Annotated in this window: 18 protein-coding genes and 1 pseudogene; 5 read left to right on the top strand and 14 right to left on the bottom strand. The window is 46.1% G+C overall.

What is annotated here, in order from left to right:
* Nucleotides 1-11 precede the first annotated feature (11 nt).
* From emrD to CDZ87_RS05835, 3 genes are all read right to left on the bottom strand, one after another.
* Nucleotides 12-1217 carry a multidrug efflux MFS transporter EmrD gene (emrD, locus tag CDZ87_RS05845; RefSeq protein ID WP_100752607.1) on the bottom strand — a complete coding sequence of 402 codons (1206 nt, stop codon included), beginning with the start codon at nucleotides 1215-1217 and terminating at the stop codon, nucleotides 12-14.
* A gap of 211 nt (nucleotides 1218-1428) precedes the next feature.
* Nucleotides 1429-1737 carry a cysteine-rich CWC family protein gene (locus CDZ87_RS05840; protein WP_100752606.1) on the bottom strand — a complete coding sequence of 103 codons (309 nt, stop codon included), beginning with the start codon at nucleotides 1735-1737 and terminating at the stop codon, nucleotides 1429-1431.
* A 68-nt stretch (nucleotides 1738-1805) separates the two neighbouring features.
* The gene (locus tag CDZ87_RS05835; RefSeq protein ID WP_216639376.1) at nucleotides 1806-2732 is read right to left on the bottom strand and encodes a DMT family transporter; all 927 of its coding nucleotides are present in this window, start codon (nucleotides 2730-2732) and stop codon (nucleotides 1806-1808) included.
* A 144-nt stretch (nucleotides 2733-2876) separates the two neighbouring features.
* Between CDZ87_RS05835 and CDZ87_RS05830 the strand changes: the two genes are divergently transcribed.
* Nucleotides 2877-3347, top strand: coding sequence for an Lrp/AsnC family transcriptional regulator (locus CDZ87_RS05830; RefSeq protein WP_100752605.1), 471 nt, complete (start codon nucleotides 2877-2879; stop codon nucleotides 3345-3347).
* 167 nt (nucleotides 3348-3514) lie between these two features.
* On the opposite strand, the gene CDZ87_RS05825 is transcribed toward CDZ87_RS05830, so the two are convergent.
* A complete protein-coding gene (locus tag CDZ87_RS05825) occupies nucleotides 3515-3997 on the bottom strand; it encodes a MarR family winged helix-turn-helix transcriptional regulator (protein ID WP_100752604.1) in 483 nt (160 codons plus the stop codon).
* A gap of 378 nt (nucleotides 3998-4375) precedes the next feature.
* Between CDZ87_RS05825 and CDZ87_RS05820 the strand changes: the two genes are divergently transcribed.
* A complete protein-coding gene (locus CDZ87_RS05820; protein WP_100752603.1) occupies nucleotides 4376-5947 on the top strand; it encodes a BCCT family transporter in 1572 nt (523 codons plus the stop codon).
* A 72-nt stretch (nucleotides 5948-6019) separates the two neighbouring features.
* Here the strand turns inward: CDZ87_RS05820 and CDZ87_RS05815 are convergent, their stop codons facing one another.
* From CDZ87_RS05815 to CDZ87_RS05790, 7 genes and pseudogenes are all read right to left on the bottom strand, one after another.
* A complete protein-coding gene (locus CDZ87_RS05815; RefSeq protein ID WP_100752602.1) occupies nucleotides 6020-6739 on the bottom strand; it encodes a 3'-5' exonuclease in 720 nt (239 codons plus the stop codon).
* A gap of 7 nt (nucleotides 6740-6746) precedes the next feature.
* A complete protein-coding gene (locus tag CDZ87_RS05810) occupies nucleotides 6747-8636 on the bottom strand; it encodes a putative nucleotidyltransferase substrate binding domain-containing protein (protein ID WP_100752745.1) in 1890 nt (629 codons plus the stop codon).
* Nucleotides 8637-8769: 133 nt separating this feature from the next.
* Nucleotides 8770-10518: a formate--tetrahydrofolate ligase gene (locus tag CDZ87_RS05805; RefSeq protein WP_100752601.1), complete on the bottom strand. Its 1749-nt coding sequence runs from the start codon at nucleotides 10516-10518 to the stop codon at nucleotides 8770-8772.
* Nucleotides 10519-10892: 374 nt separating this feature from the next.
* On the bottom strand, nucleotides 10893-11081 hold the full coding sequence (locus tag CDZ87_RS05800; protein ID WP_100752600.1) for a hypothetical protein: 189 nt from the start codon (nucleotides 11079-11081) through the stop codon (nucleotides 10893-10895).
* A 2-nt stretch (nucleotides 11082-11083) separates the two neighbouring features.
* A pseudogene (locus tag CDZ87_RS16990) lies at nucleotides 11084-11388 on the bottom strand (fatty acid cis/trans isomerase); the annotation flags it as partial.
* 33 nt (nucleotides 11389-11421) lie between these two features.
* Nucleotides 11422-12654, bottom strand: coding sequence for an L-lactate MFS transporter (locus CDZ87_RS05795; RefSeq protein ID WP_100752599.1), 1233 nt, complete (start codon nucleotides 12652-12654; stop codon nucleotides 11422-11424).
* 292 nt (nucleotides 12655-12946) lie between these two features.
* Nucleotides 12947-14605: an electron transfer flavoprotein-ubiquinone oxidoreductase gene (locus CDZ87_RS05790; RefSeq protein WP_100752598.1), complete on the bottom strand. Its 1659-nt coding sequence runs from the start codon at nucleotides 14603-14605 to the stop codon at nucleotides 12947-12949.
* A 106-nt stretch (nucleotides 14606-14711) separates the two neighbouring features.
* On the opposite strand from CDZ87_RS05790, the gene CDZ87_RS05785 reads away from it, so the two are divergent.
* Both CDZ87_RS05785 and CDZ87_RS05780 read left to right on the top strand, forming a co-directional pair.
* Nucleotides 14712-15464: an electron transfer flavoprotein subunit beta/FixA family protein gene (locus CDZ87_RS05785; RefSeq protein WP_100752597.1), complete on the top strand. Its 753-nt coding sequence runs from the start codon at nucleotides 14712-14714 to the stop codon at nucleotides 15462-15464.
* 10 nt (nucleotides 15465-15474) lie between these two features.
* Nucleotides 15475-16428: an electron transfer flavoprotein subunit alpha/FixB family protein gene (locus CDZ87_RS05780; protein WP_100752596.1), complete on the top strand. Its 954-nt coding sequence runs from the start codon at nucleotides 15475-15477 to the stop codon at nucleotides 16426-16428.
* A gap of 64 nt (nucleotides 16429-16492) precedes the next feature.
* Here the strand turns inward: CDZ87_RS05780 and CDZ87_RS05775 are convergent, their stop codons facing one another.
* Genes CDZ87_RS05775 through pdhA form a run of 3 tightly spaced genes read right to left on the bottom strand, consistent with a single transcriptional unit; the run spans nucleotide 16493 to nucleotide 19717 of the window.
* The gene (locus tag CDZ87_RS05775) at nucleotides 16493-17638 is read right to left on the bottom strand and encodes a dihydrolipoamide acetyltransferase family protein (protein ID WP_100752595.1); all 1146 of its coding nucleotides are present in this window, start codon (nucleotides 17636-17638) and stop codon (nucleotides 16493-16495) included.
* Complete coding sequence (locus CDZ87_RS05770; protein WP_100752594.1) at nucleotides 17635-18618, bottom strand: alpha-ketoacid dehydrogenase subunit beta; 984 nt, start codon at nucleotides 18616-18618, stop codon at nucleotides 17635-17637. The genes CDZ87_RS05775 and CDZ87_RS05770 overlap by 4 nt, the downstream gene beginning before the upstream one ends.
* Nucleotides 18611-19717, bottom strand: coding sequence for a pyruvate dehydrogenase (acetyl-transferring) E1 component subunit alpha (gene pdhA, locus CDZ87_RS05765; RefSeq protein WP_100752593.1), 1107 nt, complete (start codon nucleotides 19715-19717; stop codon nucleotides 18611-18613). Before pdhA ends, CDZ87_RS05770 begins: the two co-directional genes overlap by 8 nt.
* Nucleotides 19718-20419: 702 nt before the next feature.
* Between pdhA and CDZ87_RS05760 the strand changes: the two genes are divergently transcribed.
* Complete coding sequence (locus CDZ87_RS05760; protein ID WP_100752592.1) at nucleotides 20420-22420, top strand: HAMP domain-containing methyl-accepting chemotaxis protein; 2001 nt, start codon at nucleotides 20420-20422, stop codon at nucleotides 22418-22420.
* The last annotated feature ends 91 nt before the right edge of the window (nucleotides 22421-22511 follow it).

Below are 22511 nucleotides of genomic sequence, written 5' to 3'. Positions count from 1 at the left end.
TTTCTTCCATCTTATATCGCCAAAGGCATCTCGTTAGACGGGTCGTTTTTGCGGTATACGCGCAGTAAGCCGAGTAGGGCGATGAATGACATGATCAGCATTAATGCGCCTAGCGGCATCTGGTTTGTTGCCGGAATTAATGATGCTGCAAGTGTCGCTAAACCGGCGCCTAAGTTTTGCATACCACCCAACAGTGCACCGCCAGTGCCTGCGTGATAAGGCAAGGGTGATAGCGCGCCAGTCGTGGCGGCTGGAAACAAAATTCCACCACCTAAGAAATAGAGTGTCGCGCCACCAATTAATGTGGGTGCGGTAGTCTCACCCATCAAACCTGGGAGCAAGACAATTACTGCACCAACCATTGTCGCTATAAGCCCAACACTCATCGCACGCTTCTCATCGCATTTAGCCGCAATATAGCTTGAAAGCGCAGCACCTAATAGGTAGCCCGGGATCGGCAATACAAATAATAGGCTAACGGTTGTTGCAGGTAGCTCAAGTACACCCCCCAACAACACGCCCGCTGCCGCTTCGAAGATAGCAATGCCTGAGAAGGTCGCAACTAGGCAGATTAAGTAGCCTTGAAAGCGACGATCAGACAACACAAATTTATAACTATGGCTGACTTTCTCATAGCGGCGTTTTTCACGCGGTAATGTCTCGATAAAACTAGTCATCATCGTAATCACCACTGCAATCGCAAATAGCGCCAAGAACATATAACTTGAACGCCAGCCAAAGCTTTCGGTTAAGAACCCCCCTAATACGGGAGCTAACAGTGGTGAAAAAATAACACACATGCTGATCAAGCCGTTTACTTTATGTAGCTCTGCACCTTCAAACAAATCGCGAGTTAACGTACGTGACATCGCACCACCGCAACCAACTCCTAACCCTTGAACAAAACTGCCTGCCAGAAACCATTCAAAGCTGTGGGCAAATAGAGTTAGCAAAGAACCGACAATATAAATCAACAAGCCAACAATAATAATCGGCTTACGACCCAAGCGATCAGACATTGGGCCGTAGATAAATTGCGAGAAGCCATAAGGGATCAAATAACACGCCATTACCGCTTGAAGAGCGGCAGGCGAGACCAAAAACTCGTTCGCCATATAACCAATTGAAGGTACATACATGGTTTGAGTCATTTGCCCCACTGCTGTCAAAATAGCGATAAGGAACACGAGTTTAATCACTTGAGACGACGCTGACATTGTCTACTACACCTAAATTCAAAGCGTAAAAAAGATAGCCTTTGCAAAGCTAGGCTAATGAATTAAATCAAATAGGGAACTATTTAGGCGCGAGATATTAGAGCGAGTTACAGTAACTCGCAATCAAAAAGTGTGATCTTAAACAAGATAAAAATTTCACCTTTCCATTAGATAAAGTAATGAAAATAATCATGCAGAATGTAGTGAGTTTTTATGCCAGAGGCAGTTCGGTTAAACACTGTCGACACAAGCAGGCGCTATTCTCTACCAGACTTGATGTGTCACGCTGTTCTAGCTCAAAGCACCAACAAGTAGCCTTACCTTGGCTAATATCGCATTGTGCTGGCGCATGGCACGATGGGCATTGATGCGTTGACGTCTGTCGCTGAATATGAGTGATGACCGTATCTCGCTCAGCATCAGAAAAATGACGCCAGTTAACGATTTCATTCATGGTGCGATGGCAACCACTGCAGATACCATGACTATTTTTGCAGGCTGCGATACAAGGCGTTTTCAAATCAGGTGTTCCAAATCAACAAAGACCGGCAGGACTATACCTGTATCGCCAACCAACATCAAAGTCGATTAATTTTTAAATGACGGAGGTCGATAGTGCAAAGATGTATCCTTCTTAAGTAAAACATTACTCGAGATTAAACTTCCCAAACAGATTAACCCTAATGCAATCCAACCTAAGTGCGATGGAGACTCAGCCAGCACTGGAATAGCAAGCAGAGTCGCGATGGCGGGGGTTGCGGCGCCAAATGCTGCCGTTCGTTCAGCTCCTAACACAGAGATAGCATGGAGATAGGTAAAAGCAGCAATTAACCCGGCGCCTATCCCTTGTAGCATCATATGACCAAATAACTCTTGCCATGGCCAAACCGACAGAGGTTGAGTGACTAGATAGCTATCAATACCGCCAGTTAAAACCAGTAAGACTAACGATAGGCTAGAAAGTAATGATACCAGCCCAGAAGCGGCGAGTGGATCGAGGTTAGAGACTCGCGCACAAATGGTAAATGTTGCCCACATGACACTACCAAGTAAAAACAGTAAATGCCCTTGCAGTAAGCCGTCGTTCATATTAGAAAAACTCTGCGATAAAAAAGTGGCTATGCCTGAGATGACTAAGACTAAACCAAAGATTCGGTGAGAACTTAACGGCTGCTTAAACAATAGTACAGCGATGGCGGAAACGAATAAAGGCAAAGTGCCAGGAACAAGAGCACTGCCGTCAGAAACTGGCGCATATTGCATTCCTGTCCCCGCTACCATCAAATAAGGCAAACCGCTACCAACAAACATACCTAGCACGTAACGTTTTGGAATCACGGCAATTTTGGCTCGAGCCTTGTATACAATCGGTAATAAGATCAAACAAGGGATGATAAAGCGAGTTAAAGCGATGTCGCCAGTCATTAATTCCGAATGCGCTCCACTGCGTAACGAAAGAAAAAAACCTGACCAAAGTAGTAATGTGATAAACATTGCCAAGTAACCAGAAAGCATATCGATCCGTGAGCTAAATTGAATTTGTTAACATTATGGTGCGAAAATGAAGCCGATATCTGGCAATATTAGTCCTAATTTTATGAGTTATTAGTTGAAAGTCGCGTGTAAAGTATTATTAGCGCGTGAAAAGGGCGACAAGAGATGGACCGTATAGATAAACATATCCTAAGACTACTGCAACAAGACGCACGTCAAGCCACTGCCGATATTGCCGATAAGGTCGGGTTGTCGGCATCACCTTGTGCAAGGCGTATCAAGCGGCTAGAAGAGTCCGGTATTATTGCCAGTTATCGGGCTTACTTGAATAAAGAACGTATTGGTGTTGGTATGACGGTGTTTGTCGAAGTGAGCTTAAGCAATCACCAAGCCACTAGTATTGATGAGTTTGAGGACGCGATTCAAGATATGAATGAGGTGATCAGTTGCCATGTGGTTTCGGGGGCATATGATTATTTACTTGAAGTGGTCAGCTATGATCTATTGGGGTATGAAGGATTCACCCGTAAGCTACAGCGACTTGAAAACGTTAAAGACATCCATACTCATTTAGCGATACGTCAGGTTAAAGGTGGTAGCGAATTACCGATTTTTAATACGTCTTCGAACTTTTAAACGACCAAAAGAGTGAAGGCAAACATTTTTTAAAACGCTTTTGCTGTTTTAAGTAGAGAATCGCCTCGTCGGTTAATTCGGTAAAGATTGATGCTTTCCCATCCAGTTCTCGCGACTTATACTGCTATTCAGTAAACGTAAGCTTAAAGGAGGGAAAGCAAATATCCTTACTTATATTCTGATTGTGTGATACTGCCAATTTCCAAAACTGGTGCAACGTCATATTCTTCCGCATTCATCATCGAAGAAATACGCTGAACAGACGAAAGTAAAAGAGACTGCTCCCACTCTTCTAAGTGCTGGAATTTAGTAATAAAACTTTGTTGCAGTGGCATTGGGGCTTGACTGAGTAACACGTTACCTTTCTCAGTAAGGTGAGCATGAACTTTACGTTTGTCTTTGTTACTGCGAACACGTTGAACTAGGCCATTGCGTTCTAAGCGATCTAGTATCGTGGTCGCGGTTGCTTGGCTCATATTCGTATGATCTGACAGTTGACGAATGGTTACTTCACCCAACTCGCGAATTGAGCGCATTAATATTAACTGAGGGCCTGTAAGCCCCGATTCTTTGCTGAGTTTCTTGGAGTGTAAATCGATCGCACGAATAATTTGGCGAATCGAGATAAGGACTTCTTCATGCTTTTCCAATTCAGATCCTTAATTACTGTCTTTTATAATGATAATGAAAGCAATGCAAAATACCTTAATCGAGCATTGAAAAAAAGCCTCTATTTAAACAAACAGTAGTGGTCGGTCCGATTTTTAGACATTTTGTGCAGGGCTCATGTTTAGTGCACTAAAATTTGCAGAAAATAAAACACTACTGCATTGGTTGAAATTTGGTCTTTCGCTATGCTAATTTGAGAAAATGTGGTTAAAAAATAGTATATTAGTGGAATTTAACGATAACTTGAGTAAGATAATGAGAGGTGTATCAGATTGTAGTATTAAAATTATCATTTCAACTCTAATGATTTCTACGTTGGCAATCTGTTGTGCATTTGAAACTAGAGGTAGTGAGGAAAAATGACTAAAGGCATAGATAAGTACAGTATTGATAGTACCGACTATACGGTCGGTCAAGATAATGTACAGAAGTGGGGGTTCGATGTACACAATCCGGTCTTTGGCTGGAGTGCGGGTCTGATTGCAGCGTTTTTAATCGCTGTGTTAATAATGGATGCTGAATCAGCGAAAGCAACGCTCGATGGCATCAAGTGGCAGATCATTGGCAGTTTTGACTGGTTATTTATCTGGTCTGGTAACATTTTTGTGATCTTCTGCTTGGCGTTAGTTGTGTCACCGTATGGTAAAATCCGTTTGGGGGGGACTGACGCAACCGCTGACTTCTCGTATATTTCTTGGCTATCGATGCTATTTGCAGCAGGCATGGGTATCGGTCTGATGTTCTGGAGTGTGGCAGAACCTGTCGCGTACTTCACTGGTTGGTATGAAACGCCGCTGGGTGTAGAAGCGAATACGCCGGAAGCTGCAAGACTAGCGCTTGGCGCGACCATGTTCCACTGGGGCCTTCACCCATGGGCAATCTACGGTGTTGTGGCGCTTTCACTAGCGTTTTTTGCTTACAACAAAGGCTTACCACTTTCAATTCGTTCAATTTTTTACCCGATTTTAGGCGATCGCGCTTGGGGTTGGGCAGGTCATATTGTCGATATTCTCGCGGTATTAGCGACTCTGTTTGGCTTGGCAACATCACTGGGTTTAGGCGCACAACAAGCAGCAAGTGGTATTCACCATGTGTTTGGTCTTGATTCTGGTCTTGGCTTGCAAGTTATCGTGATCACTGTTGTTACCTTACTCGCCGTCGTTTCGGTTGTGCGTGGTATTGATGGTGGTGTGAAAGTGATCAGTAACATCAATATGGTTATCGCCTTCTTGCTACTGATTATGGTTGCCCTGATTGGCTACGCGATTGTACTTGGTAACATCGGTACGACGTTTATGGCATACGTAGAAAACCTAATCCCGCTGAGCAACCCGCATGGTCGTCAAGACGAAGCATGGTTCCAAGGCTGGACTGTATTCTACTGGGCATGGTGGATTTCATGGTCACCATTCGTGGGCATGTTTATTGCTCGAGTATCAAAAGGTCGTACAGTCCGTGAATTCATTACTGCTGTTCTACTGGTTCCAACGGCTGTGACGGTTATTTGGATGTCGACCTTTGGTGGTTTGGCGATTGACCAAGTTATGAACAATGTCGGCGAGCTTGGCACTAACGGTTTAACCGATGTTTCGCTTGCGATGTTCCAGATGTTTGATGTTCTGCCTTATGGCTCAATTCTGTCAATTACCGCTGTCGTGTTGGTGTTGGTGTTCTTTATTACTTCTTCAGATTCTGGCTCGTTGGTTATCGACAGTATCACGGCTGGTGGTAAAGTTGATGCACCAGTGACTCAGCGTATATTCTGGGCCTTCATGGAAGGGGCGATTGCAGTTGCCCTGCTATGGGTTGGAGGTTCCGAAGCGGTTCAAGCGCTGCAGGCAGGGGCAATCTCTACTGCGCTACCATTTACTTTTGTACTCTTGCTGATGTGTGTCAGTTTGATCATGGGTATGAGAACAGAGCGCCGCTAACAGGTTGTACTAAACATACGAAAAAGGGGGCGACGATGTATCGGCCCCTTTTTTATCTCCACTATTTAAGCATTAAATCCACAACTGACCAATTGGCATTTTAGCATCGTAATGATGGGCAATTTGCGCCTGAAGTAGTTCAGCAGTTGCTACCGCATCGGTTAGAGCATGATGCGGGGTATAGAGCGGTAAACCATAGCGAGTGCGACTGGCGCCTAGACGAACCGATTCAGGTTTTCGGCCTCGTAGTTTATTGATGATGCCGCCATGATGTTTCTTTTGCACATGTGATTCGATCTGCATTGTATCAACGACTGGAAACTCAATCCCTTCATTAATTCGCGTTAATAACGCATTGGCAAAGAATTCGCGTTCGATGCGCTGGTAGTGGACCACCATGACACGCCCCGACATTTGAGCCAATACATCTTGATAAACCGCAGAGAGATCAGGTGCATCGAGCACATCCGAATGAGTAATGCCGTGGATAATGACAGACTCTTCTGCCAATTGTCTACGCGGTTTTACTGTCCAATGTTTTGCTTGATTGATAAAGATTCGATTGAGCGTAAATGGCACAGTACCAATGGTAATGATGTCATCTGTAAGCGAGTCTAAGCCTGTGGTTTCAAAGTCCATCGCCAGAAAAGTCACTTCATTTAATGGCGTATTTGGTTCCGGAACCCCCGCTGTGTAGTAACTGCGCAACGCATCATCTTTAATGACTTCAAGTTTCCGCGAGAACTTGGCTTTCCAATCAATCGACGGTGGGGACATGATTTTTCTGATCATCAGTGCCTCACTTAAAGTTTTTGCTGGCAGAGTAACGGAACTTGAGGAAGTTCTGCGCATTGCTCAAAATTTGGAAAGCATCTTTAAGGTTTCGACGCTCAAACTCAGACAGGTGTTCGGGTTCAATATTGTTGTCTGGATCGATCTGATTCTCTACATCGTACGCTTGGTGGCGAATACGGACCATAGAGATAAACTCCAGCGCATCACTGAGATCACGCGCTTTTCCTTTGGGCAAAATTCCGGCATCGTGAATATCGTCGAGGCGTTCAAACGAGTTTTTAGAGCGCGAACCGACGGCTAAAGCATGAACGCGAATAAGATCCGCCAAAGGTGCGGTACCGCGACGCTTCAAGTTAATCGAGTTTTTGTGTTGGCCATCTTTTTCCATCACAAAGTCTTTAAAGAAACCAAGTGGTGGAGTCCGATTCATCGCGTTTCTTGCTAGACAAGCTAAGAAGCGGTTATTGCGTCGAGCACGGCGAACAATGAATCCATTAAGCTGTTCAGCCCACTTTAGGCGGCCATAGACGCCATCAAGATCGAAGAAGATCGAAGCATTGAGCAGCGCTTTAGGGTTTGGGTTGTCGATCCAATCAGCAAAACATTCTTCCCATTCGGTACGGGTCATGCGCCAATCTGGATTGGTGGCCATAATATCGCCAGTACAGTAGCTGTAGCCACATTTGTCCAAACCATCACAGACACGTTTGGCAAGTTCAGCGAAATACGCATCATGCTCTTCCTTGATAAAGGTATTATCAAGAATAATGGCATTATCTTGGTCGGTGACCAATAACTGTTCATCACGTCCCATCGATCCTAACGCGACAAAACAGTACGGTACGGGTGGTTCGCCAAGTTCTTCTTCACCGAGTTCAATAATACGTTGCTTAAAGCTGCGGCCAATCACTGACATTGCACTGCCAACCATGTGCGAGTTAGCATCTTCGTTAACTAAACGGACAAAGCTATCTTTCACTTGTTCTGCAAGGGTGGCGAGCTCTTCAATAGACTGCTGTTGGAAAATACTACTCACTAGCAATAAAGAGTTCTGCGACTCGTAGCGCACAATGTCAGTGGCTTCGATAATACCGATTGGCTTTTTGTCTTTGAGCACTGGTAGGTGATGGACATTGTAGCGCAGCATGGTTAGCATCGCTTCATACACGTATGCGTTGTAGTCGAGTGAAATGACTTCTGTGGTCATCACGCTCGCGACATCATCACCAGGATCGAGCCCTTGTGCTAATACCCGCGTACAAAGATCTCGGTCAGTGATGATCCCAACAAGCGGGTTATTATCGCTTTCGTCATCATCGGTGATGTTGGGGTCAATAATTAGCAGTGATGACACATTCTCATCGGCCATTTTTATTGCCGCGTTTTGAATCGACTCTGTTTTATGGATGAACGGGGCTTCACCGCTGAGTAACGTTCGCAATTTGGATGTGGTTAGGTCATTTCGCTCATTACTATTAGAAACCGTGTTACGCAGGCGAGCGTTATTTTCAACCTCTACAAAATCGGCAAAGGATTCATGATTTTCATACAGCTCTTGAAACACCGCTTCGGGGATGCAGTAGAGCAAACTATCTTTGATGGCTTTGGCAGGAAAACGTACTTTATTACGGGTTAAAATTCCCATCTGTCCAAATAGCGCGCCCTCATCAAGTCGATTGTATAACTCGCCTTTGCGACGATACAACTCAATAACGCCACTGCGAACAACGTACAAATCGTGGATCTCGTCACCGAAGTGAATGACGGGAGTGTCTTCACGATAATAGGAAATTTCGACATTTTTAGTGATGTAATTAAGTACATCATCTTCCAATTCGTCAAAAGGAGGGTGTTGGGATAGGAAGTTTTTAATTTCCAGTAGCTCTGCTTCCATGAAAACGTCCGATTGTTGAGAGACTGTCATTTCATGGTACACCATCTCACGAGTAACTTCATGGGATGGCGATACAAATCAACAGCAAACCAAGTACTTAATGTGGCTTAGTTTGCTGTTAGTATGCGCCAAATTAGCTTAAGCCGATAATATCGCCATTATCATCGATATCGAGATGCATGAAAGCGGGTTTTTCGGGTAAGCCAGGCATTGTCATAACATGACCACACAGAGCATAGACAAACCCTGCACCAGCACAAAGCCTAAGCTCTCGAACGGGGACATCAAAGCCTTTCGGTACCCCTTTGACCGAACCATCGGTTGAAATCGACATCGGTGTTTTGGCCAAACAGACAGCAAGATTATCAAATCCATGATGTTTAAGATCGGCGAGTTGCTGCTTAGCTTTGTCACTAAACGTAATACTGGCTGCACCATAACCACTTTCAGCAACCGCCATCAGCTTTTCCTCCGTGGGCTGAGAAAAATGATAAAGAGGCTTGAATATCGATGGTTTGGTGCATTGTTGGATGACTTTATCCGCCAGTTCTAACGTGCCATTACCGCCTTGGCTAAAGCCTTCACTAATTGCGACCGCTACATTGTTTGGCAGCGATTCGACCCATTGTTTGAGTAACTGCAATTCATGTTCGCTGTCTTGTGGAAAGCGGTTGATCGCAACTACGGCTGGCACGCCGTATTTATTGACGTTATTAATGTGCCATTTGAGGTTCTCAAACCCTGACTCAAGAGCTTGCTCGTCGTCGGCAAATAGGGTGTCAGGAATAGATTGACCAGGCATGAATTGGTAGTGGCCCGAATTGGCTTTGAGGCCACGCAGGGTCGCAACGATGACCGCACAGTCTGGAGCCTTGGCTGACATCTGCGCTTTAATATTACAGGCTTTTTCAAACCCCATATCAGAGCCAAAGCCACCTTCAGTGACGGTATAGTCGCATAACCTGGTGGCAATATTGTCGGCAATGATCGAAGAGTTCCCATGGGCGATGTTGGCAAATGGTCCGGCGTGAATTAACGTCGGAACTCCTTCAAGCGTTTGCATTAGCGTTGGTTCAATCGCTTCCTTCATACTGACAGCCATCGCGCCTGCTACCTGAAGATCTTCAGTTGTAACAGGATGGCCTTCGAGGTTATAAGCGACCACAATACGACCAATGCGAGACCGTAAGTCTTTCAAATCACTTGCTAGGGCTAAGATTGCCATCAGTTCGGAGGCTGCCGAAATATCAAAACCATCGAGACGCTCAAAGCCATTAACGGTTTTGTCTGGTTCATTTTGCCCCACCGTGACCATCCGCAGCGCGCGATCATTGTGGTCCATCACGCGCTTCCACACTACACGCTTGCTATCAATGCGTAATGCTTTCATACCACTGCGCTGCTCGAAGTCTTGATATCCCAAACGTTGTTCATGATAAATGCGGGCATCGATAGCCGCGGCCGCTAAATTGTGCGCGGCAGTCACGGCGTGAATGTCTCCTGTCAAATGGAGGTTGAGCTCTTCCATTGGAGCAACCTGAGCGTAACCACCACCCGCTGCACCGCCTTTGACACCGAAAACTGGGCCCATAGAAGGTTGTCTAATGCATGCCATCACCGATTGTTGTAACTTAGCCAATCCTTGTGAAAGACCAATGGTTGTCACTGTCTTTCCCTCGCCAAGCGGGGTTGGAGTGATAGCGGTGACTAAAACAAGCTTTCCCTTGGGGTGATGTTGCAGACGTTTAAGGGTATCTAATGCCACTTTTGCTTTGTATTTACCTTGGCTATGAAATTCACCATCTCTTAGTCCTGCATTATGCGCGACTTGGGTAATGGGTTGGAGAATCGTCTTACGACAGATATCGATATCGGACAGCATAAAATCCTCAAAATAAGCACACAAAAAGTGAGGCAATCGTTTGCGTTCAAATAATAGCGTTAAAACGTGCTTTGTAAAGCGGTGTTTTTAGTATGGATGAGACTTTAACGTAAAAATAGACGTGGCGTGTTGATCACTGTCATAAACAAAAATGACCTACCCGAAGGTAGGCCAAAATCCCTATAATCCCTGAGTCGCGAGAGTGGAGGCAAGTTCCAACAAGATATTCACCTAGAACTGACCCCTATTCGTCAAAAGTTGCATTGGTTTATCTTCTCCACTCGGGTCGTGTGAGTGACGCGGCCAGTTACCTACAAGTAGCGAGAAAAAAGCCGCTAAATAAACGCCCCATTTTTTGCTGGGGCGTTGACAATTTAGTACTGATTATCTTCCGGGAAGATGGTCGATTCTGACGCGTACGGATCGTCATCAAAGGGATGCTCAGCTTTATGGCGTAAGCTGTCCAATTGATGCTCAAGCATATTGACCGTGTCGTAATCTCCTTCAGAGCAAGCGACATAGATCTGTTGCTCTAACGCTCGAATGCTATCGTTAATACCCATGGTTACCTCCATTTGCGTTGTCTGCGCAGTTGAACGGTTCTACCTATTCTAAATTTATTGTAGTCAAGTAAACCAAATTCGATAGGTTGATTAGTACGATACCATTGATGAACCTTGTCATTATGTGGCCAGAACCTGTCTGAGCTGCGACGAACCGCGAACATATCCAACGACTTAACCTAATCTTCTTCACTTTTAAGACATCGCGGATATTTACTAGCTTAGGAATTTGTTATTCCTTGACAGATAGGTACGCCGAAGGAAGGCGGCCGATCACTCCACGAATTAAAAAAAGGTCATTATTCTTAATTTTAAGCCTTTTTATTTAAAAATCAGTTAATTAAGCGGTTTTTAGTTGCGCAATCTTGGCTTCAGTCATCGGCTTAGTAAGCACGGCAAGAACAATACACACCGCCATCATAACCGCGGAAACGGTATAAGCGAGTGCATAACCTTCGCCGTTAGTCATTGAGAAGCCAACTACAGCTGCGCCGATGGCACCACCAATACCCCATGCAGTGTAGAGCACGCCGTAGTTAGTCCCGTAGTTTTTAAGGCCGTAGAACTCTGCGGTTAGAGTAGGGAATACGGCGAGAAGCGTTCCGTAACCAACGGCTGCAATAGCAGTACCAATGATAAGCGTGAACTCTGTATTGAATGTCGCGAACAGAACCATGTTTACGCCTTGCAGCACGAATGCGAGCAGTAGAGTACGCACGCCGCCAATTTTATCAGCCAACATGCCAGCAGCAACACGACCACCTGAGTTAAATACCGCTAAGATAGACGCAAGGTAAACCGCATTGGGTAGGTTTGCTTGAACGCTGGCGATAGTGGTGATATTGCCGATGATCATCAGACCAACCGATGCCGCGAATGCATACATGATCCACAGTGAATAAAACTGCGGTGTTTTTAGCATTGCTTTCCAAGTTAGGTCATCAGACTTTTTAACCACTTTAGGGGCTTGCCCTTGTTTGAGTTTAGGCTCAGCAGGGGTGTAATCCGCGGGTGGATTATTAATAGTGGCGGCCAAAGGAACCGCAATAGCAAGGATGCCAATACCAAGGACTAAGAAGCTAGTTTGGATACCCATGCTGTCAATCAAAGCGGAAGTCACTGGCGCTAGATAAATAGCCGCAAGACCAAAACCAGCTGCGATGATGCCGTTAACCATGCCTTTTTTCGACGCATGGAACCATTTCATGGCTGAAGGTGACAGGCAAGCGTAACCAAAACCGATACCTGCACCGGTGATCACGCCAAAGGTGATGTTGAGCATAAGTGGTGAGTTAACAAAACCAGACGCGATCATGCCAAAACCGGTAAGAACAGTACCTAGGATCAGAATCAGCCGTGGCCCCATGCGATCTTGCAAGATGCCCGCAACAAGAAGGCAGATAGAAAAGGTGATCGTTGCGGTTGCATAAGGAGCCGATGCTTCAGCGGCACTCCAGCCAGACTCTGTGACTAACGCTTTGTTAAATACACTCCAAGCATACAGGATGCCAAGACAAAGGTTGATACAAAATCCTGCTAGTAGAATTCGCATTGCTTTATCAATCTTGCTCATTATTACTCTCATTCTCCCTCGTCAGTGAGGTTCGGTTAGCTGTCGATTTCTTCAAATTAAGTTTGCGTTTATCAACATAAATCGCAGTGGCGCGGATTATAACCGAATAAAATGTGATTGGAATCTCTTTTTAAATCAATGATGGATTTATTTTAAGATGTTAATAAAGTGATCGATTAAGACAAAAACTAGCAACAATTCGGCACAAGAGCCAAGTCGGACAACTTAACTCCAACAAAGTAAAAACGTCTGATGTTGTGCTGTTAAATCCACTCTGTATGCGCGTTATAAGTTACATATTCTGGTAATTAGGCCCGCCACCTTCTGGTGGTGTCCAAGTAATATTTTGTGAAGGGTCTTTGATGTCACACGCTTTACAGTGCAGACAATTGGCCGCATTGATCTGCAGTTTTTGTTTGCCTTGTGCGTCGATCACTTCGTATACCCCGGCAGGGCAATAACGCTGACTTGGCTCGTTAAATAGTGTCATATGTTGCGTTAGGGCGATATTTAAATCGGTTACTTGTAAGTGACAGGGTTGGTTCTCCTCATGGAAAGTAGCAGAGAGATACATTGACGAAGGCTTATCGAAACTTAATACGCCATCAGGTTTATCGTAGTGAATCGGTTTACAGCGAGTTTGTTCATACAAAGCCACATAGTCTGGTTGGGTATCTTTAATATCCCAACTCGATGTACCAGCGGTTAAGCGCTGCCAAATATTTTGTTCAAGCAGTGCCAGTGCACCGCCAATCAAAGATCCGTATTTGTGGATGGCCCCCGCGAAGTTACGTTGTTGATTGAGTTCACTATAGAGCCAAGAGCGCTCAAACAAGTGCTGATAATTGGCTTGGTTTTCACTGTTTAATAGCGCGTTAAATACAGATTCTGCGGCCAGAAGGCCAGATTTCATGGCGGTGTGACAACCTTTTATTTTCGCTGCATTGAGAGTGCCTGCGTCACAGCCAATCAATAGTCCACCTGGGAACTGCTGTTTAGGCAGAGAAAAAAGGCCACCTTTGGCGAGCGCTCTGGCACCGTAGGCGATGCGTTCGGCCCCCGTTAACTGCTCGGCGAATTTGGGGTGATGTTTAAGGCGTTGAAATTCATCAAATGGGCTCAGATACGGGTTGGTGTAGTTGAGATCGGTGATCAGGCCAACCGCAATTAAGTTATCTTCGAGATGATAGAGAAAACCACCGCCTGTGGTTGATGATTCCGATAATGGCCAACCTGTGGTGTGGACGACAAGTCCGGGCTGAAAGCGCGGGTCGTCTTTGCTGAGTTGCCAAATTTCCTTGATGCCTAAAGCGTAATGCTGTGGTTGGCTATCTGCATCAAGCTGAAAACGACTAATAATTTGTTTGCCTAAATGTCCACGTGCGCCCTCGGCAAAAATCGTCTGCTTTGCATTGAGCTTAATACCCGGTTGAAAAGTCGATTTCGCTTGGCCGTCTTTATCAAGTCCCATATCGGCAGTGATAACCCCGCATACTTGACCGTTTTTATCAAAGCAGATCTCTTTGGCTGGAAAGCCGGGAAAAATGTCAACGCCAAGGCTTTCTGCTTGCTTTGCCAACCAGCGGCATAGTTTACTCAAGCTGATCACGTATTGATCTTGTTGATTGCGCATGGCTAACGGTGTCAACAGTTCGGGAATTTGCACATGGCGTTGCGGAGTAGTGAGGTAGAGTAGTTGTTCGGAGCCAACGGGTGTACTGATTGGGGCTCTACGCTCACGCCAATCGGGGAAAAGCTCGTCGAGTGCGGTGGTCTCAAACACCGCGCCAGAGAGGATATGTGCGCCAACTTCAGCTCCTTTCTCGACGACGCAAATGGAGACTGGCTGTTGATTGTCTACTCCAAGTTGCGCAAGTCGGCAAGCGGCTGTTAGCCCGGCAGGGCCAGCTCCGACGATCACTACGTCGAAGTCCATGCTCTCTCGTTCCATCCTACTAAACCTTTGTTGTTATCGCCTATGAGACAAATATAGTTACAGTTGACGTAAACGTAAACTTTACTAAGCTCAAACTATCAACGGTTAGATGGAGCAGGTAATGAAAGTACTCGTTGCGATCAAGCGCGTTATCGATCCTTACACCAAAATTCGAGTCAAGCCCGATGGAAGTGGTGTTGAACAAGACAATGTAAAAATGGCGATCAATCCATTTTGTGAAATTGCGGTAGAAGAAGCGGTACGTTTAAAAGAATCAGGTGTATGTAAAGAGGTGGTGGTGGTTTCGATTGGTGGCGCAAGTTGCCAAGAACAGTTACGAAACGCACTGGCGCTCGGCGCAGACAGAGCGATTCATGTTGACGTTGTCCAAACTTACTCGCCATTAACGACTGCCAAGTTGCTCAATGCGATTGTTCGTCAAGAGCGACCCGATTTGGTATTAATGGGTAAACAGTCAATTGATAACGACAACAATCAAGTTGCGCAGATGCTCGCAGGGATCGCGAGTTGGTCCCAAGCGACGTGTGCGTCAAAGCTTGAAATTGAGGGCGATAAAGCATTGGTCACGCGAGAGGTCGATGGTGGCCTTGAAACGTTACAACTGAATTTGCCCGCTGTGGTCAGTACCGACTTACGCTTGAATGAACCGCGTTACGCCTCATTGCCCAATATTATGAAAGCGAAGCGCAAACCTTTAGAGGTCGTGGCTGCGGATTCGTTGGGCGTTGAGTTAACCAGCCATCATCAAGTGCTCGAAGTCGTGGTGCCGGCAAGCCGCAGCGCTGGTGTTCGAGTTAATAACGTTGCTGAGCTGATTGATAAGCTTAAAAATCAAGCCAAAGTCATAGAGTAAGGGGAAAGCGATGAGTCATTTGAATATACTAGTGCTTGCTCAGCATAATAATCAAAATGTACACGCCGACACTTATTCTGCGTTGACTGCGGCGTTACAATTACGACAGTTAGCTGGCGGTCATATCGACATGTTGGTGATTGGTAGTCAATGTCAACAAGTCGGTCAGAGCTTAAGTCATTGTACCGATGTCGACAGAGTGCTGATGGTCGACAGACCCATCTATCAAGACGGTCTTGCGGAAAATCATGCCATGGTCTTGCAAGCGTTAGCAAAAAATTACACTCATGTTATTACTCCTGCAACTAGCTATGGTAAAGACGTCATGCCAAGGTTTGCAGCCCTGCTCGATGTGGATATGTTGTCTGATATTGTCACTATTGAAAGTGCTGATACTGTCATTCGACCTATTTATGCAGGTAATGCGCTTGCACGGGTGAAAACCCAAGATAGCTTGGTTGTGATGACGATTCGTGCGACCGCTTTTGACAAAGCCTCCCCTGCCGATGAGGCTTGCGCAGAGGTGGTGGCACTCGATCTCGACTATCGGCCACAACTGACGCAACTCATTGAGCGTGAGCAGGTGGATCTTGAGCGCCCAGCCCTCACACAAGCGCAGGTGGTGATTTCAGGCGGACGCGGGGTTGGAAGTAAAGAGAACTTTGCGATGTTAGAAACATTGGCCGATAAATTGGGCGCTGCAATTGGCGCTTCACGTGCGGCGGTTGATGCCGGTTTTGTCAGTAATGATCTGCAAGTTGGACAAACAGGGAAAATTGTCGCACCGCAGCTTTATATTGCAGTGGGCATCTCGGGAGCGATTCAGCATGTCGCCGGGATGAAAGATTCAAAAGTGATAGTCGCGATTAACAGCGACCCTGATGCGCCCATTTTTGAGATTGCTGATTATGGATTGGTGGGCGATTTATTTGAGATTTTACCAGAGCTTATCGACAAGGTGTAATCAAGCCAGTTGGCAAAAGCAAGCGCACCTAGGTGGTGCGCTTTTGATTGGATGAGATAAGTGATTAACCGCTGGGTTGCTGCAAGTGTTCGACTAATCGCTTGGTAAAACGGGCCGCTTCACCGCCAGTGCAAGCTCTATGATCGAAGGTGATCGATAATGGGATTACTTTGACGGCAATCGCTTGACCTTGATGGATGACGACTCGCTCAATAATGCGCCCCGCACCAACAATAGCGACTTGCGGTGGGGAGACCACTGGCGTCGCAAAAATACCCGCGATTGCACCAAAATTAGATAGCGTGATCGTGGCATTTTGCAGACTTTCTCGGCCAATACGACGATTGCGAATACCTTGTACTGTCTCATCAAGCCAGTGTCGTATTTGCTCACCATTGTATTGTTCGGCATTCTTAAGTACTGGTACATACAAGCCGTGGCTACTATCGACTGCGATACCAATATTGACCTTACTGTGTACGCAGCGAGTCATGGTCTCAGCATCGAACCAAGCGTTCATTGCAGGCTCTTGCTGACAAGCGTGTAATACGGCTTTGACTAAACGCGCCGAAACATCTTCATCGTCGTGCCAATCACCCAGACTTGCCTCTTCAGTTATCGTGACGGCGGCAACGCTGCTGTGCGACTCGGACATGGTCGAGACCATCGTTCGTCTCGCTCCTTTAAGTACCTCAGTACCTGGGCTTTGTTTTCTTGCTTGACGATAAATATCTTCTTCAGTCACCATGCCCTGATTGCCTGAACCATTGACTTGGTTAACATCAACGCCGAGTTTTTTGGCCAGCAGACGTGCCGAGGGCAGTGCCGAGACGGCTTGAGTTGAGGATGAGTTATGAGAGCCACCAACCCAAAAGTTATCGACATCCACATGATGAGTGGTATGAGATACATTGCCCACCACGGTTGCGGCATCGTGCTGTTGTGATTTTTTCCCAGCGTCTGCCACCCGTTCAGGTTGTTCTTCGATTTCTAGCAGCAAAGCGCCAATATTAATCACATCACCCGCTTCACCATGTCGGCTAATGACCACCCCTGAATGGGGAGCCGGCACTTCGACTACGGCTTTGGCTGTTTCAACGGTTAATACTACTTGATCAACTTCAACGCTGTCGCCAACCTTAATGTGCCACTCAATAATCTCCGACTCAGCTAATCCTTCACCGAGATCTGGCAATAAGAATGCTTTCATTTCCAGCCCTCCACGAGCTCGCGTGCCGCCAGCACAATGTCTTGTTCATTAATCATGAAGTAATCTTCGTTCCGGTAGTACGGCATGATGGTGTCCATCCCGGTGACCCGTTTCGGTGGCGCTTTGAGTAAACACATTGCTTGTTCTGCAACCCGAGCTAAAAGCTCAGCGCCAACGCCACAGGTTCGACTCGCTTCATGTACGACTAACAGACGACCGGTTCGTTCCAGCGAGCGCAGAATAGTGTCCATGTCGATGGGTTTAATTGAGGCTAAATCGATAACCTCGAGCTCAATACCTTGTGATGAGAGGGTTTGCGCCGCTTGCAGTGACTCAACCACACACGCTCCCCAAGTCACTAATGTCACATCTCGCCCTTTACGAAGCGTAAAACAGCGATCAAGAGGGAGCGCTTCGCCACTATCAATGACTTCCGATTTGACGGTTCGGTAGATGCGTTTGGGTTCGAAAAACATCACTGGATCATTGCACCGGATCGATGCTAACAGTAATCCATACGCACGTTGTGGCGAAGAGGGGATGACCACTTTAAAACCGGGAGTATGAGCGAATAAAGCTTCCACACTTTCTGAATGGTGTTCGGGCGCATGGATACCGCCACCAAAAGGCGCGCGGAATACTGCTGGGCAGGTTAAGCGTCCGCGTGTTCGATTACGTATTCGCGCTGCGTGACAGATTAGATGCTCCATTGCAGGGAAAACAAAGCCTTGGAATTGAAACTCGGCGATCGGACGTAACCCCTGACTCGCCATGCCGATGGCAACACCGCCAATTAGCGCTTCTGCTAAAGGTGAGTCAATAACGCGGCGTAAGCCAAACTTTTCTTTCAGTCCCACAGTTGCACGAAAGACACCGCCGTTATCACCGACATCTTCGCCAAGGAGTACCACACTCTCATCGCGATTCATTTCATGATGTAAGGCAAGGTTGACCGCTTCAACCAGGGTTAATTCAGCCATGTTTGCCTCCTTGCATGCGCATTGCTTTATTAATTAGTGCATCACGCTGTGGGTTGAGTTCAGCAGGCGTGTGTTCGTAGAGGTAATCAAACGCTGATTCGGGGGCTTGTGGTGCTAGGTTGATGTAGTTTTCGACCACTCGGTCAACGTGTTGCTTGCATGTTTTTTGCCATTGCTCTTCCTGAGTATTGTCCCAAGCGTGTTGCGCTTCAAGATAGCGTCGTAAGCGTTTAATCGGTTCGAACTGCCACGCTTGGTTGAGTTCCTCATCGCTACGATAACGGCTAGCATCGTCGGCAGTGGTATGATCGCTTAAACGGTAGCTCACGGCCTCGATTAGAGTTGGGCCCTTGCCTTTACGTGCTCTGTCAAGTGCTGCCAACACCGTATCATGCATGGCGACAATGTCGTTGCCATCGACGGTAATACCCTTGATGCCAGCACCTTTGGCTTTTTCGGACAAGAAATCAGCCGCACACTGCAGTGCTCGTGGAACAGAAATCGCCCATTGGTTGTTGTTAACAGCGAAAACCAGTGGCAGATTCCAAGCACCAGCGCAGTTGATACTCTCAAGAAAGTCACCTTTAGAAGTCGCACCGTCTCCGCAAGTCACAACAGCCGCGTGATGATGTCCTTCAATTTTTAGCGCCGCGGCAACACCGACTGCGTGAGTACATTGAGTCGCAATAGGCACACAGAAGGGAAGATCGCGGCAATGTTCTGCAACCCCTCCATCGCTTGGCTCAATATAAAAATCGCTGCCTCGCTCATCGCCTCCCCAATATTGAAGATTTTTCTCCATCGCTATACCGCGCACCCACATTGCGGGCATGTCACGGTAGTAGGGGATAAACACATCTCTCGGATGCATCGCATGGCCAAGACCAACGCCAAATGCCTCTGCCCCAAGATGTGACGGGTAGGTACCTAGTTTGCCAGTACGTTGTAGTGCGACCGCTTTGTTGTCGTAGGTTCGAGTAAGAACCATGTCCTTATAGAAGGTGGTCAAGGTGGCAATATCGGCCCAAGCAGGTAGTTGATTTATTGATACACCGTGGTGATCAATGAATCGATGCATGGGAAGTGTCTGAACATTCATCGCTATCTCCTCACTGCTACTCAAAATGGATCGCACGTTGAGCAACAAACGATGACCCGATAACCATGTTCCGGTCTTGACGAGTCAAGGTAGATATTATTCGTTGATACTTCTTGGTCGTGTTCTAAACATAACCTGCTAACCAGTGACTCAAGCTTGCGTTAATACGCTAGAAAGTGTTCACAATGCAGAGAACAATGTTGTAGTACGCCGTTAGAGTTAAGTGTAATCAAAATGTTAAATATTGCGCAGTTCGATAGTGTATCGATCAGTAAAGTTAGGCTTACACACTGAGGGAGATTAGTGAAAGGTGTTGCTATTAAACGAACTATAAGGTTAAAAATAGAATTATGTACTGGCTAGGGTATTAATGGTGAAATAATACGTGGCGTGACAGCGGCTGGAGAATCTGATAAAAAATGATTGGCATAAAGAAACAGTAGGGCAAGGCCTGCTGTTGGGTTAAATCCACTTAAACGGTGCTTATTCTACCTGTTCAGCAGGCTGCTGAAGTGATGAGCGAATCTTGTGTTTCACCAATATCGACTAGCGGCAAACAAACATTAATCGTTACAGGTTTCACGGGGATTTTTTAGTTTATGAACTAACTCAAACGAAATTTTAACTATTTGGCTTACATATATTTAACAATGCGCGGCAAGAAGCTATAGTGTCGACTGGCTATATAATAGGAGTTAAAGGATGAAACTCACGATATCAGGGAAGTTACAGCTGAGTTTTCTGTCACTTGCAGTACTTTTTATCGCATCCGCTTTTTTCATTTATCGCAGTGTTGCTAGCGTCGAAAGCCAGACACAATCATTACTGAGCCGAGATCTGCCAACAGTGAATGCGGCACGTACGATACAACAATCGATTCACGCTACGGTTTCCTCACTAAGAGCATACATGTTGCTCGGTGGAGATGAACTAACTAGCGCGTTCCATCAAGCCAACCTACAGCAAGCTATAGACCATGTTGAGGGAGCTCTACCGCCATTAGAGAAATTGATTGATCTGGAGCAATATCACCAAGTGACCACTGATTGGGCCGCGGTGACTCAATCAATCGACGAAATTACTCTACTTAGCCATAGTGATGAAAATCTCCCTGCACACTCTTTGTTTATTAATGAAGCAGCACCAATCGCAGAGGTGGCACTGGATCAGTTGCAAGGCCTTATTAACGATGAAGCTGGTAATAAAGAGGGGGGGGAGCGTAAGCGCTTATTTCGCCTTTATGCTGACAGTTATACCTCTTTGGCTAATGCTCTTTCTTCTATGCGAGATTTCCTTTTATACGGTAGACAAGACCATCTGGACAAGTACCAAGATTTCTTAGACTCGCACAACAAATCGGTGCGTGAAATTGAGTCAAAAATCGAGCTGATGTCGAGCAGTGATCAAAGTTTATGGTCGTTATTTAAAGATATGCAGCAACTTTACTTCCCTTTGGCAGAGCAAGTGGTCGCGCAACGTCGTTCAAATGGTTGGAATATTGCGAACCAAAAAATGGCTAATCAACTTGTGCCAGCCGTTGAAACAATAAACTCGAATCTTGAAACTGTGATTAATCAGCAGCAACAGCGCGCCGATCAAAGTGGTCAGGGGATATTCCAATCAGTGACCAAGGTGCTCACACTACTTATCGCATCAATTGCAGGGGTGGTTGGTGTCTCTTTTACCGTGGCTCATTTTATGGGTAAAAACATTGGTAGACGCGTAGCCACTATTTCTCAACGTGCCGAGTCGATTGCCAATGGTGATATTTCACAGCCAGCATTGGATCTCGGTGGTAGTGACGAGCTAGCAAGTTTGACCCGATCTATTAACAAAATGAATAATGAGTTAGCCAATATTGTTAAAGGCGTGAGTGATAAAGCCAGAAAGGTCGGCAGTAGTATGTCATCTCTACAAGACGCGAGTCATCAGACGGTGTCACAAGTGGAGAGCCAAAAATCCACGATTGATCTTGTTGGACAACAAGTCGCTGAAGTGAGTCACTCCGCCAGTGAAACGGCACTTCAAGCCGAACAATCTTCGGCTAGTTTGGCTGAATCTAAGACGCACATTGAGCAAGGCTCTAAAGCCCTTGAACGCAACAAAACCACCGTGGATCTATTGCATGCAACGATTGAAAAAGCCAGCGTGCAAGTGAATGAACTGAGTAAAGAGAGTGAAGCGATTGGCCGCGTTACCGAAGTGATTGAAAATCTCGCAGGGCAGACAAATTTGCTTGCACTGAATGCGGCTATCGAAGCGGCTCGAGCTGGGGAGTATGGGCGAGGGTTTGCAGTGGTTGCCGACGAGGTAAGATTACTGGCAACTCGAACCACGGAATCAACGTCAGAAATCAATAACATTGTTAATGCGATCCAATCATCGACTGCGGCAGTCGTCAGCGAGATTGATAGTAGTAAAATGCTTGCACAAGAAGGGGCGGATCATACTCAACACGCTCACGGAACATTAAGTGCCACTACCGAACAGATCAAACGCCTGAGCCAACAAATGCAAGAATTACTCCGTTCTGCTCAGCAACAGTCGAACGCTACCGACGAAATTCAAGGGTTGATGAACCAAGTCATCGCATCGGTTGATGATGTGGCCAAAATATCCCAGGCATCGGCACAAATATCAAACCAGGTTCAAGGGCAAGTCGGTGAGTTGAATAATGAAATGGCGCAATTTAAAACCAAATAAGTCAGCGGCTTATATGAATAAATGATTTAAGTCTCATAATTGTTTGCTGGTTTCAGCTAGCAACACGAACTTAATCTATACATAATCTATT

The sequence above is a fragment of the Vibrio salilacus genome, from assembly GCF_002811245.1.
GTDB classification, from domain to species: Bacteria; Pseudomonadota; Gammaproteobacteria; order Enterobacterales; family Vibrionaceae; genus Vibrio; species Vibrio salilacus.
This window is presented reverse-complemented; position numbering and strand designations above follow the sequence as displayed.

What these genes read in the sequence shown, in the direction of transcription:
- CDZ87_RS05820 (WP_100752603.1), top strand. Translation starts at nt 4,376, where the DNA reads ATGACTAAAGGCATAGATAAGTACAGTATTGATAGTACCGACTATACG.
- CDZ87_RS05785 (WP_100752597.1), top strand. Translation starts at nt 14,712, where the DNA reads ATGAAAGTACTCGTTGCGATCAAGCGCGTTATCGATCCTTACACCAAA.
- CDZ87_RS05800 (WP_100752600.1), bottom strand. Translation starts at nt 11,081, where the DNA reads ATGGGTATTAACGATAGCATTCGAGCGTTAGAGCAACAGATCTATGTC.
- CDZ87_RS05795 (WP_100752599.1), bottom strand. Translation starts at nt 12,654, where the DNA reads ATGAGCAAGATTGATAAAGCAATGCGAATTCTACTAGCAGGATTTTGT.
- CDZ87_RS05775 (WP_100752595.1), bottom strand. Translation starts at nt 17,638, where the DNA reads ATGAAAGCATTCTTATTGCCAGATCTCGGTGAAGGATTAGCTGAGTCG.
- CDZ87_RS05770 (WP_100752594.1), bottom strand. Translation starts at nt 18,618, where the DNA reads ATGGCTGAATTAACCCTGGTTGAAGCGGTCAACCTTGCCTTACATCAT.
- CDZ87_RS05815 (WP_100752602.1), bottom strand. Translation starts at nt 6,739, where the DNA reads ATGATCAGAAAAATCATGTCCCCACCGTCGATTGATTGGAAAGCCAAG.
- CDZ87_RS05760 (WP_100752592.1), top strand. Translation starts at nt 20,420, where the DNA reads ATGAAACTCACGATATCAGGGAAGTTACAGCTGAGTTTTCTGTCACTT.
- CDZ87_RS05805 (WP_100752601.1), bottom strand. Translation starts at nt 10,518, where the DNA reads ATGCTGTCCGATATCGATATCTGTCGTAAGACGATTCTCCAACCCATT.
- CDZ87_RS05780 (WP_100752596.1), top strand. Translation starts at nt 15,475, where the DNA reads ATGAGTCATTTGAATATACTAGTGCTTGCTCAGCATAATAATCAAAAT.
- pdhA (WP_100752593.1), bottom strand. Translation starts at nt 19,717, where the DNA reads ATGAATGTTCAGACACTTCCCATGCATCGATTCATTGATCACCACGGT.
- emrD (WP_100752607.1), bottom strand. Translation starts at nt 1,217, where the DNA reads ATGTCAGCGTCGTCTCAAGTGATTAAACTCGTGTTCCTTATCGCTATT.
- CDZ87_RS05835 (WP_216639376.1), bottom strand. Translation starts at nt 2,732, where the DNA reads ATGCTTTCTGGTTACTTGGCAATGTTTATCACATTACTACTTTGGTCA.
- CDZ87_RS05830 (WP_100752605.1), top strand. Translation starts at nt 2,877, where the DNA reads ATGGACCGTATAGATAAACATATCCTAAGACTACTGCAACAAGACGCA.
- CDZ87_RS05790 (WP_100752598.1), bottom strand. Translation starts at nt 14,605, where the DNA reads ATGGAACGAGAGAGCATGGACTTCGACGTAGTGATCGTCGGAGCTGGC.
- CDZ87_RS05810 (WP_100752745.1), bottom strand. Translation starts at nt 8,636, where the DNA reads ATGGAAGCAGAGCTACTGGAAATTAAAAACTTCCTATCCCAACACCCT.